Genomic DNA, 14,924 nt, shown 5'->3' with positions numbered 1-14,924 from the left:
CCCTATGCGGCAATGGTTCTCGGCCCCATAACGATGATCATTAGAACCCTGCGACGCCTCAACGGACGTCGAATTGGCACCGTTGTGAACCGCCCCGCTGGCATCGCCCTCGTCAACCCGTAGACCGAGACCCAACCTCTCGTCGCCATTCGATAGACGACATAATTTGCAATGCGAAACAGCGGCACGTGATGGAGCGCCAGTTTGACGGACTTCAGCCGGACCTACGCACGGCCCGCGGAAGTGTGAATTGCCAGAATCCCCGAGCGCTCAATCCGACTCTGTGTCCATGCTCGACATGTTGCCACGAAACGCGGAGCCGCCGGCAACCGTGTGTGCCGGCCTAGAACCGCCCGCACCAACAAGGCCACGCGGCGAAGTCCTCTACTGCCTTTTCACCGCGGCATCGCCACAGGCCATCGTTGACGCATGCGCGCGTACCGGCTTGCCACCGCCGCAGCGAGTCGCCGCCGATGTCGGCGCATTAATGAGTCGAGGGCGATCCGCAGTCGCAGTGTTCCGATGCCCGCGGCCGCAGATTTTCACACGACCGAGACAACCGCCCCTCGTAGGGCAGCCCGCTCCCCTGCCTGACAACTTGACTTCGGCGGTTTCGAATAGGGAGGGATGCGCTCATCGACGGAAAGATCAACCTAACTCCACCGACGCCGATAATCCGGACGTCGGCTGAACCACGCACAGGACGCCAGTCGTCCGCCCTGAGTTTGCGATTCACCCCTGCTCACGATCCAGTATTGCCATGTCACCAGTGGAATGTGACGATGGCGGTACCCGTCAGTACCGACCTATATGAAGATGCGACCCTCCCTGGACCGCATCAGGCTCAGTAGATCCCTACGGCTGTCCAGATGGTCTGGTGATGGCCTCCAGCTTCGACTTGCCCACGTTGGCCAGGTCCCTCGATTCCTGCTCGGGCCATACGGATTCGCCGACAGATGCTCGCATCCCCCAGGTGTGTTAGGCGTCTCGCTGATCGCCATGCCACTGCGCAAGACCTTTTACACACTCTCGGCGTGGCAAAGCCGCGAAGCTCGTGATGCCGCCGTCACGCAACACAACAGCCCCACGCCGATAGGAATGGCGCACTTCCGTCAACGCGTGGCCGCACATCCCGGTTCGTCTTCTGGGCGGCGCCCGCAGCCGAATTACCCCCGTCCTGGCCGGATGCTTTGAAACGCCTTCAGGAGGCAACGGATGCATCCGGCTGAGAGTCCATCAATTGGCCGCTGGGCACTCTCATCTCTTTTCCGGACAACTTCGAGTTTGGCCATCCGGAAACAGTTGAGAGGTTGCAGGTCACACCGTCACGTCACCATCAACATGTTCCGGATCGGACACTCGCCATCTGTCCGATCCAGATGTCGTTTTGCAGTTGATCCCGGACTTTTTCACTAGTTCGCCCGCCAGCCCACCAAGTTCTCCAGTCGATCGACTACTGGGGATAGTCATGGCGTGACGCTTCCGCACTGGTGGTGTTACCGGGCATCCGTCCCGAAGTCCGCCTACGCAGCCCTCGCCGGCAACACGCCGGGCACCCGTGGCCCACCCACCATTTCGTCACCCTGACGTATCAACATGGGGAGGTTCCCTCTGTGGCCCTTGCGCTGTCCGTGGATGTCGTGGTCATTGGATCCGGCCGGGCAGCCCGTCAATACTCATCGGAAGATCATCCTGTTCATGGCTACTTGGGCTCGTGGGTGATGCAGATGATTGTTCCGGGCAGGACCGTGCGGCCTCGCGCGCCGCGTCCTCCTGGTCGGCAGGCACGGCATCGTCGACAGACGATGCCGTGCCGTTAATGTCGTCGAGTCGGAACAACGCTGGGGCGATCATGGCGCAGAGCGTGTGGCCCTGGCGGCGACTCGAATCGACAGATGCTTTCACCACATCCCCCCAAGGGTGTCCCCCGTGGTCATCGGCTGACCGATTCCGCCAGATGCTTTTGCGCGTAGCGTCGCGCCCATTCGGCCCGTGACCGGATCGACACGTCGACGTCGGCGCCCTTGGCCCGCAGAGCCCGCACGCTCGCCTCAGTTCTCGGTGTGCGGGCGAAGGGGTCCCAGCTGAAGAACCTGCAGGAGTTCTCCCAGGTGATCTTGTTGATGTCCGAGTCCGACGCGCCTGCGGCGTTCAGTTCGGCAAGCACCTTCTCCGGTGCATCGGGCCAGAAACAGTCCGAATGCGGGTAGTCGCACTCCCAGGCGATGATGTCGATACCGATCTCGTAGCGCAGCTTCAGCGACGTCTTATCGGTGACGTAACAGGCCAGCGAGTGCTCGCGGAAGACGTCGCTGGGCAGCTTGTCGCCGAAGTCGCGACGCAGCCACTTCTGGTTGGTGTAGTGCCGGTCACTGCGATCGAGATAGAACGGGATCCACCCGATCCCGCCTTCGGAGAACGCGAACTTCAGATCGGGATAGTTGCGCATCGCCGGCCCCCACAACAGATCCTGCGCGCACATCGCCGACACCTGGGTCGCCAGGATGATCAGATTGTCGATGGGGGCGTTGGGAGCCATGCTGATCGCCCCGAACCCGGTGCCGATGTGCAGGCACATCACCACGTTCTCCTCGGACAGGGTGCGGAACACCGGGCCCCAGTACTCGTCGTCGTGGTAGCTCGGAAGCCCTTCCAGGTGGGGCAGTTCCGGCATCGTCACCGCACGACAGCCCTTGGCCGCCACCCGGCGGATCTCGGCGCACATCGCCTCGGGATTCCACGTCGGCAGGATTGCGATGGGAATGAACCGGTCCGGGTACGAGCCTGCCCACTCGTCGATGTGCCAGTCGTTGTAGGCCGACACCATGACCAAGGTGACGTCTTCGCGCGTCATGTTGAGGTGGCGGGCAGAGAAGCCGGTGAACGTCGGGAAGCACATCGAGGCGAGGATGCCGTTCCGGTTCATGTCCCGCACGCGCTCGTGCACGTCGTACACCCCGGGTCGCATCTCGGCGAACCCGGCCGGATCGCGGCCCCACTCCTCGGCAGGCCAGGACACCACCGCGTTCAGGCCACTGACCCCCTGCGGACGTCCCTGATACATCCACCGGTCGACGCCCTTGTCGTCGGTGACGACGATCGGCGCCTCCTCCTTGTACTTCGCCGGGACGTGGCGCAGGAACATGTCGGGCGGCTCCACCACATGGTCGTCGATGCTCACCAGAATCAGGTCGTCGACATTCACTTGCGGGTCTCTCCTTCGTAAGGCGCGGGCCAGCCGCAGGGTGTGCTACTGCGGAGTGCGGATGCTCGATATGACGAGCTGGAGGTAGGGGCGGTAGAGGTCGTCGCCGTCGATGTGGCTGTCGAGGGTGATTCCGTCATTGGCCGCCAGCACGACTCGGGCCAATGTCTCGGCCTCGATGGTGAGGATGCCCCCGAGTCGGGCGACGTTCTTGCTGATGAATTCGCCGAGAGCGCGGACTGTTTCGAGGCGTTGAGCGGCCACACGGTCACGGGCTTCGGGGTTGCGCAACAGGAACAGCGTCAACTCATACCCCAACGCGGCCCGGTCGGTTCCGCTGCTCAATTGCCGCCACCGCGCGGCCAACTCGTCGAGGTCGATGTCCTGAGGTTTGTGGAAGGACATCATAACTTCGGCGAACCCGTCGAGGAACCGCTGACGCTGGCGGTCGACGACCGCAAGGAACAGTTTCTCCTTGGCGCCGAACTGGGAGTAGATGGCACCGCGGGTGAAACCCGCGGCGTCAGCTATCTCTTCGAGCGCTGCGCCGGTCAAGCCCTTGCGGGCGAAAACTTCTTCCGCGGCGTCCAACAAAATCTCGCGTGTGTGCTCGGTACGGCGTTCCTTGGTCCAGCGTTCAGCCACGGGCGAATTCTCCCACCACAGTCGGTGGTCGTGCCCCGACCCGATCGGCGCTGCCCGGAAAGTGCGCCGGGTCGTCAACCGGCGAGAGATCAGTCGAAATGCCATATTCGATGGTGCTGACGGCCCAGAAGTACTCGCAGTTCTCCACTCCGGTGCTTTGTCCGGTGGAGCGGAGCGCATGGGTTTTGAAGGTTCGCGCTGCCGGGCTGAGTCTGTACTTCAACGGGTATAGGTCGCTCGATTCATCGTTATCGCCAAGACTCCACAGCAGGAGTTGATTGTGCGGATGGATATCCGAGCCGCCCGGCGGTTCCTCGTCCGCTGCGAAGTCGTCGGCCGACGAGATCGTGGTCTGCCTTTCTGGCCCGTATCGCCGATCCTCGACCTGGCCTGGAGGCTGCGCACGAACACCCAGGATGGTCAACGCTCGTGTGTGGGAGACGTCATTGGTGATGACGACGACCTGCCAGCCGGCGCGGCTGCGGTCGAACATCAGACCGCCGGCATGGCGAACCGCCTCAGGGACGTTGTCGGTAATCACCTCAAGGCGATAGCCCACGGTCGACTCCTCTGCGCTAACTCGCTCGTTGTGATGTCCACCACTTTTATACACCCTTGTATCAGCGATACATATCCGTATATCGTGAGCCCGATCACATTCATGCGGACAGCCATTGCCGTCACGCAGCCGGTTGCGTTCGCCGGATCAGCCCTTTGTCCGGAGCTAGCCGCCCTAGCTGAGGACGTCGACAGAGGAGGACTTCGTTGATGCCAGTAACCCGTCCCGGAGATTGGCTAGACCCTGCGTCAGGTGTCGGCCTGGGTTTGGACGATGTCCAACTCGGAACGTTCAACACGAACATTGCGACCGACCGCTACACGTGTCCGGAATACGCTGCGCGTGAGCGGGAGGCGATCTGGAAAAGGACATGGCAAATCGCCGGGCGGGTCGATGATCTGCCCAAGCCCGGTGACTGGAAGAAGTACGAGATCCTCGACCAGTCCTTCCTCATCGTGCGTGGGAAGGACGAGAAGCTCCGCGGCTTCGTCAACGCCTGCAGGCACCGCGGTAACGCGCTCTGCATCGCAGAAACCGGAAACGCCAAGCGGGGCTTCCTCTGCCAGTACCACCTGTGGTCCTACGACCTGGACGGCAGGTTGAAGGGCATCCTGCGCGAGAACCTCGCCGGTCCGATCGACAAGACCGAGAACTCACTGCTGTCGGTGTCGGTGGACACCTTCGCCGGTTTCATCTTCCTCAACCCCGATCCCGACGCCGAGTCGCTGCATGAGTTCTTGGGCGACGATGTGGTGGACTTATTGGAGCCCTACCACATCGAACAGTTCACCACCGTCATGGATGTCACCGAGGCCATTGAGTGCAACTGGAAAGTTGTCATGGACGCCTTCGAAGAGGGCTACCACATCAACGGCATCCACCCCCAGTTGCTGCAAGTGCTGCATATCAATCCGAAGACGGCGCGGTACCGGTTCTTCGATAACCACAGCGTCGCAATGGCACCGTTCGAGGTCGCCGGTGCCAGTGAGCAAGAACAGGTCGAAGGAATGCTGGCGCTGCCGGAAACGTTCCCTGGGACCGTCGCGGTGATCCCGCGGTTCCAGGAACTTCTTGCGCCCTATCAGGACGACAACGGAAAAGGCACCTTCCCCGATGGCGTCACCCCCCGCGCCCTGCTGCAACAGGCAACCCGCGAGGTGCTGACCGGGATGGGACTCGACGTCAGCGACCTGACCGACAGTCAAATGGTCGATAACCAGGGCTGGGTGCTGTTTCCCAACTACTTCATGACCGTGCGGGCCGGTGAATGCCACGTCATCATGGCCAGGCCGCATCCTGACGGTGACCCGAACCGCTGCATCTGGCATGTGGCCAGCTACATGTTTGTGCCGCAGGAGTTTCGCGATGCCGTGCGCGCCGAGGCGATTGTGGTGGATACGCCGGGCAGCCACAAGTACTTCGAAGCACTGCAACAGGATTACGAACAGATGCCACGCCAACAGAAAGGGCTGCGCAATGACCGCCTCGACCACATGACGCTGGTCAAGGAGGAAGTCGTGATCGCCCACTTCCACTCCGTGGTCGACCGCCACATGTCCAACGCCGCAAAACGCTGAACCCCACCGCCCATCCCGGAAAGAGGAAGCCAGTGCATCTGGAGCAACGCATCGCCCACCACGTCCGGATGGCCGAGGCCTACCGCGACGCCTACCTACGCCAGGGGGTGCAAGACGGTGAAGCTTTCGCCGACGCATGGAAGTTCGCCGAAGACGGCGTCTACGTGTCTCCCTACTTCACCGGCGATCAGGTGTTCAAGCTCAGCGAATTCCCCGAGGACACTGCCAGAGCCTCGACGATGGAGGCCAAGGCCTACTCGTTGAGCTTTCCGGATTGGAAGCCGGCCAGCTTCGGCTACTGGCCGGCCAACAACGGCGTGGTGATGAAGACTCGCTGGGAAGGCCACACCAAACACGGTGTGAAGATGGGGTTTTACTCCTACAGCTTCATCGAGACGAACGACGACGGTCAGATCACCCGCTGGGAGACCCACGTCAACGACGAGTACAACGCCTTTCTCGACGTCGCTCTCGGTGTGCACGGCCCGTTCCACGGCACCGGTGAATACCTCGAAGCCCTCGAGCGAACCCTTGCCGCGGCCGGGGTGACGGTATGACGACCATCGACGACGTGATCGGCGAAACCACCGGACGGTCGCTGATGGTGCTGCAATACAGTCAGGTGATGCGAGACCTGGTGAAAAGTGCCAAGGAACACGGTTTTTCGACCGAGAGCTGGGCGCCACTGGCCGAGTTCGTCAGCACCGAAAATCTTGTCCGCATCGGGCCATTCAAAGAGGTGATGAATTGGACGCAGTACACCGAGTTCCTCACCAAATGGGCGAGGTCCTCGGATTGGGACTGCTCGTTCAAGCGCGTTACCGAGACCGGGGACCTGGCGTTCCTTGAACTCGAAGAGCGCAGCAAGGTCGGAGACTTCAGTAGCGTGGTCAACACTGCGTCGGTCTTCGAGTTCGACGCGGACAACAAGATTCGCTCTATCGCGGTTTACCTGCAGATGGAGCTGCCCGACCCGGCCGCGATGCCCAGCTTCGACGGAGACGGTGCGTGACCGATAAGTCGGTAGGCACGGACATCGATGCGGTCGACTTCTTCACCGACAACAAGCTGCTGCACGACCCCTACGAGTATCTCGCCGCCGTGCGTGATCAGTGCCCGGTACGCCGCGAACCGCACCACGACGTGGTGATGATCACCGGGTACGAAGAAGCCGTCGCGGCGTACAACGACAACGTCCGGTTCTCGTCGTGTACCTCGGTCACCGGGCCGTTCCCCGGTTTCCCGGTGCCGCTGGAAGGCGACGACGTCTCCGAATTGATCGCCCAGCATCGCGATCAGCTGCCGTTCAACGATCAGCTGCCGACCCTGGATCCGCCGCTGCACTCCGATCACCGGGCCCTACTGTCGAAGATGATCACACCCAAGCGCCTCAAAGAGAATGAGGAGTTCATGTGGCGCCTGGCCGACCGTCAGTTCGACGAGGCGCTGGCCGGTGGAAAGTGCGAGTTCGTCAGCGATTTCGGCAATCCGTTCGCAATGCTGGTGATCGCCGACCTGCTCGGGGTGCCCGAGTCCGATCACGACGACTTCAAGGACCAATTGCTCACCGCCACCGGCACCATCGGCAGCAGTGACGGGGACGAGATGCACCACTCTCCCCTGGAGTACCTCTACGGAAAGTTCACCGAGTACATCACCGATCGTCGCGAGAACCCACGCGACGACGTGCTGACCGGCCTGGCCTCGGCGCTGTTCCCGGACGGACGTACCCCACCGGTGAACGATGTGGTGTGCGTGGCGGCTAACCTGTTCGCGGCCGGACAGGAGACGACGGTCCGTCTGGTCAGCACCGCGGTGATGATGATCGCCGAAGACCCTGCGCTGCACGCGAAGCTACGGGCCGACCGGAGTCTGATCCCCGGCTTCATCGAGGAGGCACTGCGGGTCGAGAGTCCGATCCGCGGGGACTTCCGGCTGTCCAAAGTGCCCGTAACCGTCGGCGGCGTAGACCTGCCCGCGGGTACCACGGTGATGCTGAACAACGCCGCGGCCAACCGTGATCCGCGCCGGTTCACCGATCCAGACACTTTCGACCTGAACCGGGCGAATGCGCGTCAGCACATCGCGTTCGGCCGGGGAGCGCACAGCTGTCCGGGTGCGCCGTTGGCCCGCGCCGAGGCCAAGGTCAGTCTCAATCGGCTCCTGGACCGGACCACGGACATTTGGATCGACGAGGACAAGCACGGGCCGGCCGACGCCAGGCGCTACAAATATCTGCCGACATTCATCTTGCGCGGGCTCACTCGCCTGTATATCGAGTTCTCGTAGGAGTTCTGCTGTAATGCCTTTCGAAGACACCATCGCCATAGTGACCGGCGGCCGGTGCGGCGCGCCGGGCGACCGGAGGACATCGCCAACGCCGCGATCTTCCTGTGTCAAGACGAATCATCCTACGTAACAGGGCAAGTCATAGGTGTGAACGGAGGACGACGAACGTGACCCACAGCCACCCCGAGGGCCCGCTCCTGGCGCCGCTGACGGCCGACGAGTGGGGAGACGACGAGTACTCCGCGTTCGGCACGTTGCTGGGGTTGCCAGTTGACCAGGTGCCACGCGCCGGGTCGGGACATGCGGCCGATCCGCTCAAGTTCGACATCATCGGCCTGCTCGCCCACCACCCGAAGATGGCCCGCCACTTCCTCAGCTTCAACGGCTGGCTGCTGCAGCGCGGCGAATTGTCTGTGCGTCTACGCGAGTTGGCGATCCTGCGTATCGCGCATACCCGCCGCTCCGCGTTCTTCTGGGGTGAGCACACCAAGGTCGCCGCCGACGGTGGCGTGCCCGAGGAAGACATCGCCCGACTTGCCGAAGGCAATGACAGTTTCGTCGGAGCAGACCGCTTGGTACTCGAGGCCACCGACGAACTACTGACTTTCGGTCGCGCCGAAGCCTCGACATGGCAGCGCATCACCGACGAACTCGGCACGCATCAAGCGATGGAACTGATCTTCGTCGTCGGCACCTACACGATGTTGGCGATGGCCTTCGACACCTGGGGCCTCGCACCGCCCGCCGGCAGCGCATCCCTACCCGACCACGACGCGACGAACAGGAGAGAGACGGAATGACGAGCGTGCAAGACGAAACCGGTGTGCTGGCCGGTGAAGAGCGGATGCTCATCGACGGCGAATTGCAATTCACAGACAGTGGAGCCACATTCGATGTGATCCACCCGGCCAGCGAGGAGGTGGCCGGACAGGCGACCGACGGCACGGCCGACGATATGGCCCGTGCGGTGGGCGCGGCGCGGCGCGCATTCGACGAGACCGACTGGTCCCGCGACCTCGACTTCCGTTACCACTGCCTGACTCAGCTGCACGAGGCACTCGAACGCAACAAGGAGCGGCTGCGCCGCGTCCTGATCACCGAGGTCGGTTGCCCGGCGACAGTGTCGGGCTCCCAGATCGAGAGCCCGATCGAAGAGGTCAAGCACTGGGCCGAGCACGGAAAGGCCTTCGAGTACCTGGTCGACAACGGGGTGCACGAGACCCCGTTGGGGCCTGCCCGGCGCAAGATCCACTACGAGGCCGTCGGCGTGGTCGGTGCGATCACACCGTGGAACGTGCCGTTCTACCTCAACATCGCCGAGACCGTGCCCGCCCTGATGGCAGGCAACACCGTGGTGCTCAAGCCCGCTCAGCTGACCCCCTGGTCGGGCAGCGAGTACGGCCGCATCGTCGCCGAGGAGACCGACATCCCGGCGGGCGTTTTCAACGTGGTGGTGTCCAATGCCAACGAGGTGGGTGCCGCACTGTCGGCCGACCCGCGGGTGGACATGATCACGTTCACCGGGTCGACCGCGACCGGCCGCGCGATCCTGGCCGCCGGCGCCCCCACGGTGAAGAAGACGCTGCTGGAGTTGGGCGGCAAGTCCGCCCACATCGTGCTCGACGACGCAGACTTCAACACCACGCTGTCGATGGCGGCGATGATGGCGTGTGTCATGTCGGGGCAGAGCTGCATCCTGCCGAGCCGGATCCTGTTGCCCCGCAGCCATTATGACCAGGGCATCGAGATCCTGAAGAAGGTGATGGAGAATTTCCCCGTCGGGGATCCCTGGACGCCGGGAATCATGCAGGGTCCCCAGATCAGCGAGGGCCAACGGCAGAAGGTGCTCGGATTGATCAAGTCCGGTATCGATTCAGGGGCGCGGCTGGTCACCGGCGGCGGCATCCCCGAGAACCTGCCCGTCGGCTACTACACCCAGCCCACACTGCTGGCCGACGTCGACCCGGATTCCCAGATCGCCCAGGAGGAGATCTTCGGGCCCGTCCTCACCGTCACCCCCTACGACACCGACGACGAGGCGATCGCGATCGCCAACAACAGCATCTACGGTCTGTCCGGAGAGGTCAGCAGCGCCGACGTGGACCGGGCGTTCGCGGTCGCCACCAGGATGCGCACCGGCAACGTCACGATCAACGGCAAGAGCCACTTCGGCATCGACAGCCCGTTCGGCGGCACCAAACAGAGCGGCCTCGGCTACCGCAACGGCGAAGAAGGCTACAAGGAATACCTCGATGCCAAGACCATCGGCATGCCGGACAACGGGTGAAGCAGATGCCCGTGAGCGACGAATCTCAGATCGCCGCATTGCTCAACAGGTACGCGCGCGCCGTCGACACCAAGGACTGGCAGCTGTACCGGTCCGTGTTCACCGAGGACGCCTACATCGACTATTCGTCGGCGGGCGCCGCCATCGGTAGCCGCGACGAGATCGTCGAGTGGTTCGCCGCGAACTTCGCTCTGCTGCCGTGGAGCATGCATTACATCACCAATATCGAGATCCTCGACAGCGGCCGAGACACCGCAATGGTGCGCGCCATGTTCTACAACCCGATGCAGCTGCCGGGTTCGGCCGAGGTGAGTGCCTGTGGCGGCTACTACCACCACGAGTTGGTGCGTACTCCCGACGGTTGGCGTAGCCGAGCGCTGCGCGAAGAGAACGTGTGGTTCACCAACCGCACCACCGGCTCGCCGAATTGAGGACGCAAATGCAGCCGTCCCCGACCGGTAAGTGCGTGTTCGGCGAGCGGGCGTCATCGACTCCACCTCCTGCGCCCGCCTGCCGGCACTCACAAGCGCTGCCGTCCGGGAAAGGTGCAACTGTGATCAGCGGCTAACCCTCCTTCGCACCGATCAAGGCTTCGGAGATCACGTCGGTCGCACTCCTCAGGGCTGGAATGGCGCGAGCGATCAGATCCTTGCCCATCCGTCCCTTGGGTCCGGAGATGCCGATCGCCATCGGAGTCGGAGCGCCGGGCACCGCCATCGCGACGGAGCCAACGCCGACCTCGCACTCCTCATCGTCGATGGCATAGCCATCGGCGCGCACGCGCTCGACATTCGCGAACACCGCGGACAGGGTCGACGCACTGTTTCCGGTCGGTGCCGGAAGTCCGGACTGCGTCACCAGTTTCAGAATGCGTGCATCGTCCAATTCAGCCAGGACGGCTTTGCCCACACCGGACGTGTGCAGACCGACGCGCTTGCCGACCTCAGTGTTCGTCCGCATCAGCTTCGACGGCAGCACCTGACCGGTGTAGATCACCATGTCGCCGTCGAGCACCGCGAGACTCGCCGTCTCCGAGAGTTGGTCGACCAACGACTGCAATACCGGACCGGCGACCGCGCCCAACTGACGGTTCGCAACTTCGCCGAGCCGAATCAATCTCGGCCCCAACGCGTAGCGGCGATTGGGTAGTTGGCGTACATAGCCGAGCCCGACCAGCGTGCGCAGAAGCCGGTGAATCGTCGGCGGAGGCAACGGAGACTCCGCCGACAACTCCGTCAGCGAGCACTCCCCTCCCGCGCGTCCGATCAATTCCATCAACTCGAATGCGCGCTCGACCGACTGCACCCCGCCTGATTTTTCCGCCATGCGTCTGCTCCTGGCCGCCGATGTGCGTTCCATTCAACATCGCCAAAATCGATTCCACAATATGGAACTTCCTTGGCGACCGATGACACTGCATGTACATTTCACAGCCCTCGCACTAAACTCCACGATGTGGAATTCATCCTGGGCGTCCGGCCAGCGGACCACCCGTGACCCGACGCCTCGACGATGCGGTACTCGCCGAGGTCGACCGCCGCCTCTCGGTCTCAGACGCACAGCTGGTGAGCCGCTACCCCGGCGACGACGGTCGCCGGCAGCCCGTCCACACCGTCTACATCCCGGGCAATCGCTACTCGGCGACGATGCCCGCCGAGTGGGGATCCACCGCACTCGCAGCCGCACATGACGCGGGCGGACTCGACGCAGTGGCCGCGCTCGTCGACGCGAGCAGCGGAACCGACTGCGAGCCCGACACTCTCGCAGCTCTAGTCGAGAACAAGCTGACCACCGAGCCGATCGAAGACCTTCGCATCGACTTCGAGGACGGATACGGCACCTTCGACGATGCGACCGAGGACGCCGATGTCGCGCAGGCACTAGCTTCGCTTCGCAACGCGCTCGACGCCGGCACCTCGACGCCGTTCGTCGGCACGCGCTTCAAGTGCCTCGAAGCCGGCACCCGCGCACGCGGACTCCGCACGCTCGACATGTTCATCAGCGGACTCGTCGACACCGGGGGCCTCCCAGACGGCCTCACCCTCACCCTGCCCAAGGTGACCTCCGTCGACCAGGTCGAGGCGATGGTCGTGGTGGCGGGTGCGCTCGAGGCTGCCAACGGACTTCCCTTGGGCCGCATCCGGTTCGAAGTGCAGGTCGAAACGCCGCAGGCGATTCTCGACGCCGATGGCCGCGCACCCGTTGCCCAGTTCATCCACGCCGGCCAGGGCCGCGTCAGCTCATTGCACTACGGGACCTATGACTACTCGGCGTCCCTCGGAATCGCCGCGGCCCATCAATCGATGGAGCATCCGGCGGCAGACCACGCCAAGAACGTCATGCAACTCGCCGTTGCCGGCACCGGTGTGCACATGTCCGACGGGTCGACCAACATCCTCCCGGTCGGCGATCCCGAGAACGTCGCCATGGCGTGGAAGCTGCACGCCCGTCTGGTCCGCCGCCACCTGGAGCGCGGCATATACCAGGGCTGGGACATGCACCCCGCCCAACTCGTCACCCGATACCTGGCGACGTACGCGTTCTACCGTGGCGCCTTCGCGCCCGCCGCGGCGCGCCTGCGCAACTACGTCCACCAGCTCGACTCGACCGTCATGGATGAGCCGGCCACCGCCCGGGCACTCGCCAACGTGATCCATCGCGGCAGCGTGTGCGGCGCCCTCACCGTCGACGAGATCGAGACGGCCATCGATCTCCCCGTGTCCACCGCGCGCGATATCGCGCTCGGCCGCCCAACAAGGAGCACTCAGTGACCACTGCGTCGTACTACACGCCCCGCGGCGGCCTGCCGCCGCAGACCGATCTGCTGACCGACCGCGCCATCGTCACGGAGGCCTACACGGTCATCCCGCGCGGCGTCCTGTCCGACATCGTCACCTCGGTGTTCCCGGAGTGGACCGATACGCGCGCATGGATTCTCAACCGTCCGGTCGCCGGTGGCGCGACGACGTATTTCCAGGCGATCGTCGAGGTCAAGCCGGGCGGCGGGGCGCAGCGACCCGAGCCCCAACCCGAGGTACAGAGCTTCCTGTTCGTCACGTCCGGTGCGCTCACCGTCGACGGGGCAGGCCAGTCGCAGACACTCGCCGAGGGCGGCTTCGCCTACCTGCCGGCAGGCACCGACTGGTCGGCCTGCAACAACGGCGACGCCGACGCGACGTTCGTGTGGATCCGCAAGCGTTATGAGGCCATCGCGGGCCACACGGTGTCGGTCAAGTTCGGCAACGAGCAGGACATCGCACCGTCGGCCATGCCCGGGACCGACGGCAAATGGCGAACGACGCGCATGCTCGACCCCCAGGACCTCGCCTACGACATGCACGTCAACATCGTCACGTTCGAGCCCGGCGCGACGATTCCGTTCGCCGAGACCCACGTGATGGAGCACGGCCTGCTGATGCTCGAAGGCAAGGCGGTGTATCACCTCAACGGGGATTGGGTGGAAGTTCAGGAAGGCGACTTCCTCGCACTGCGCGCCTTCTGCCCGCAGGCGTGCTACGCGGGCGGCCCCTCGAACTTCCGGTACCTGCTGTACAAGGATGTCAACCGCCAGATCATGCTCTGACACGTCGAACCGGGCGCCTCGGATGAGACGCCCGGCTTCATCGAATTGCTTGGCCTACAACCGGAATGGCCAGCCGATGACCTTCTTCTCGCGCGGAGGCGCGTAGGTACGCACCTTCGAGGTGGACAGCCCCATCCGGACCAGACCTTCGGCGATGGTGACCGCCGAGCGGACTCCGTCGACGATCGGGACACCCGTCGCGGCCGTCACCTTCTCCTCGAGTTCGGCCATCCCGCCGCAGCCGAGACAGATCACCTCGGCGTGATCGTTCTCGACAGCCTCTCGCGCTTGGCGGACGATCGCGTCGACCGCTCGCAGCGGATCCGACTCGAGTTCCAGCACACCGAGACCGGACGCCCGCACCGACGCACACCGTGCGTCGAGTCCAGCGAGCTTGAGACGGTCCTCGATCAGCGGGACGGTGCGGTCGAGTGTGGTGACGACCGAGTACTTGTGCCCGAGGTACATCGCCGTCGACGCGGCCGCCTCGGTGATGTCGACGACCGGGACGTCGAGCAACTCCTGTAGGCCCTCCCGACCGTGCTCGCCGTAGCCGGCCTGGATCACCGCGTCGAACGGCTCGGGGTACGAGGTGACCGCATCCATGACGGCGATGGCCGCGAGATAGCTCTCGAAGTTTCCTTCACACGAGTCCGCACCGAAACGCGGTGTGATACCGACGATCTCGGTACCCGGCGACGCGACGCCGCGCGCCGACTCGGCGATCGCATCGGTCATCGAGGCCGTCGTGTTGACGTTCGCGACGAGGATTCTCATGC

The 14,924-nt window shown here is 63.7% G+C and carries 14 protein-coding genes and 2 pseudogenes; 10 read left to right on the top strand and 6 right to left on the bottom strand.

The window, feature by feature from the left end; translation table 11 throughout:
• Positions 1-1,728 precede the first annotated feature (1,728 nt).
• The 4 genes and pseudogenes from G6N45_RS16975 to G6N45_RS16960 form a co-directional block, all read right to left on the bottom strand.
• Positions 1,729-1,905 (bottom strand): annotated as a pseudogene (locus tag G6N45_RS16975) (ferredoxin); the annotation flags it as partial.
• A 28-nt stretch (positions 1,906-1,933) separates the two neighbouring features.
• Positions 1,934-3,205 (bottom strand): amidohydrolase family protein, encoded by a 1,272-nt coding sequence (locus tag G6N45_RS16970; RefSeq protein WP_163723312.1) that lies wholly within the window; start codon positions 3,203-3,205, stop codon positions 1,934-1,936.
• A gap of 45 nt (positions 3,206-3,250) precedes the next feature.
• The gene (locus G6N45_RS16965) at positions 3,251-3,850 is read right to left on the bottom strand and encodes a TetR/AcrR family transcriptional regulator (protein WP_163723311.1); all 600 of its coding nucleotides are present in this window, start codon (positions 3,848-3,850) and stop codon (positions 3,251-3,253) included.
• The gene (locus G6N45_RS16960) at positions 3,843-4,409 is read right to left on the bottom strand and encodes a hypothetical protein (protein ID WP_163723310.1); all 567 of its coding nucleotides are present in this window, start codon (positions 4,407-4,409) and stop codon (positions 3,843-3,845) included. The genes G6N45_RS16965 and G6N45_RS16960 overlap by 8 nt, the downstream gene beginning before the upstream one ends.
• Positions 4,410-4,618: 209 nt before the next feature.
• On the opposite strand from G6N45_RS16960, the gene G6N45_RS16955 reads away from it, so the two are divergent.
• From G6N45_RS16955 to G6N45_RS16920, 8 genes and pseudogenes are all read left to right on the top strand, one after another.
• Positions 4,619-5,986 carry an aromatic ring-hydroxylating oxygenase subunit alpha gene (locus tag G6N45_RS16955; protein WP_163723309.1) on the top strand — a complete coding sequence of 456 codons (1,368 nt, stop codon included), beginning with the start codon at positions 4,619-4,621 and terminating at the stop codon, positions 5,984-5,986.
• 32 nt (positions 5,987-6,018) lie between these two features.
• Positions 6,019-6,543: a hypothetical protein gene (locus G6N45_RS16950; protein ID WP_163723308.1), complete on the top strand. Its 525-nt coding sequence runs from the start codon at positions 6,019-6,021 to the stop codon at positions 6,541-6,543.
• Positions 6,540-6,998 carry a hypothetical protein gene (locus G6N45_RS16945; RefSeq protein ID WP_163723307.1) on the top strand — a complete coding sequence of 153 codons (459 nt, stop codon included), beginning with the start codon at positions 6,540-6,542 and terminating at the stop codon, positions 6,996-6,998. Before G6N45_RS16950 ends, G6N45_RS16945 begins: the two co-directional genes overlap by 4 nt.
• Entirely contained in the window at positions 6,995-8,275 is a 1,281-nt protein-coding gene (locus G6N45_RS16940; RefSeq protein WP_163723306.1) for a cytochrome P450, read from the top strand. Before G6N45_RS16945 ends, G6N45_RS16940 begins: the two co-directional genes overlap by 4 nt.
• Positions 8,276-8,326: 51 nt before the next feature.
• Positions 8,327-8,446, top strand: a pseudogene (locus tag G6N45_RS16935) (SDR family oxidoreductase); the annotation flags it as partial.
• Positions 8,443-9,075, top strand: a complete 633-nt coding sequence (locus G6N45_RS16930; protein WP_163723305.1) for a carboxymuconolactone decarboxylase family protein — start codon at positions 8,443-8,445, stop codon at positions 9,073-9,075. The pseudogene G6N45_RS16935 and the gene G6N45_RS16930, both read left to right, overlap by 4 nt.
• Positions 9,072-10,562 (top strand): aldehyde dehydrogenase family protein, encoded by a 1,491-nt coding sequence (locus G6N45_RS16925; protein ID WP_163723304.1) that lies wholly within the window; start codon positions 9,072-9,074, stop codon positions 10,560-10,562. Before G6N45_RS16930 ends, G6N45_RS16925 begins: the two co-directional genes overlap by 4 nt.
• Before the next feature lie 5 nt (positions 10,563-10,567).
• Positions 10,568-10,993, top strand: a complete 426-nt coding sequence (locus tag G6N45_RS16920; RefSeq protein ID WP_163723303.1) for a nuclear transport factor 2 family protein — start codon at positions 10,568-10,570, stop codon at positions 10,991-10,993.
• Between the two features lie 133 nt (positions 10,994-11,126).
• Here G6N45_RS16920 and G6N45_RS16915 read toward each other — a convergent pair whose 3' ends face one another.
• Positions 11,127-11,888, bottom strand: a complete 762-nt coding sequence (locus G6N45_RS16915; protein ID WP_163728581.1) for an IclR family transcriptional regulator — start codon at positions 11,886-11,888, stop codon at positions 11,127-11,129.
• Between the two features lie 167 nt (positions 11,889-12,055).
• Here G6N45_RS16915 and G6N45_RS16910 point away from each other — a divergent pair, with 167 nt between their 5' ends.
• Complete coding sequence (locus G6N45_RS16910; protein WP_163723302.1) at positions 12,056-13,333, top strand: DUF6986 family protein; 1,278 nt, start codon at positions 12,056-12,058, stop codon at positions 13,331-13,333.
• A complete protein-coding gene (locus tag G6N45_RS16905; RefSeq protein WP_163723301.1) occupies positions 13,330-14,145 on the top strand; it encodes a bifunctional allantoicase/(S)-ureidoglycine aminohydrolase in 816 nt (271 codons plus the stop codon). The genes G6N45_RS16910 and G6N45_RS16905 overlap by 4 nt, the downstream gene beginning before the upstream one ends.
• A 54-nt stretch (positions 14,146-14,199) precedes the next feature.
• Here the strand turns inward: G6N45_RS16905 and G6N45_RS16900 are convergent, their stop codons facing one another.
• Positions 14,200-14,922 carry an aspartate/glutamate racemase family protein gene (locus tag G6N45_RS16900; protein WP_057148056.1) on the bottom strand — a complete coding sequence of 241 codons (723 nt, stop codon included), beginning with the start codon at positions 14,920-14,922 and terminating at the stop codon, positions 14,200-14,202.
• Between the last annotated feature and the right edge of the window lie 2 nt (positions 14,923-14,924).

Source organism: Mycolicibacterium psychrotolerans, from assembly GCF_010729305.1.
GTDB classification, from domain to species: Bacteria; Actinomycetota; Actinomycetes; order Mycobacteriales; family Mycobacteriaceae; genus Mycobacterium; species Mycobacterium psychrotolerans.
Note: the sequence above shows the minus strand (reverse complement) of the source record. Positions and strands in the feature narration are given on the sequence as shown.

Excerpts from the sequence above, each read along its gene's own strand:
- G6N45_RS16955 (WP_163723309.1), top strand. The coding sequence starts at position 4,619 with ATGCCAGTAACCCGTCCCGGAGATTGGCTAGACCCTGCGTCAGGTGTC.
- G6N45_RS16945 (WP_163723307.1), top strand. The coding sequence starts at position 6,540 with ATGACGACCATCGACGACGTGATCGGCGAAACCACCGGACGGTCGCTG.
- G6N45_RS16925 (WP_163723304.1), top strand. The coding sequence starts at position 9,072 with ATGACGAGCGTGCAAGACGAAACCGGTGTGCTGGCCGGTGAAGAGCGG.
- G6N45_RS16920 (WP_163723303.1), top strand. The coding sequence starts at position 10,568 with ATGCCCGTGAGCGACGAATCTCAGATCGCCGCATTGCTCAACAGGTAC.
- G6N45_RS16915 (WP_163728581.1), bottom strand. The coding sequence starts at position 11,888 with ATGGCGGAAAAATCAGGCGGGGTGCAGTCGGTCGAGCGCGCATTCGAG.
- G6N45_RS16900 (WP_057148056.1), bottom strand. The coding sequence starts at position 14,922 with ATGAGAATCCTCGTCGCGAACGTCAACACGACGGCCTCGATGACCGAT.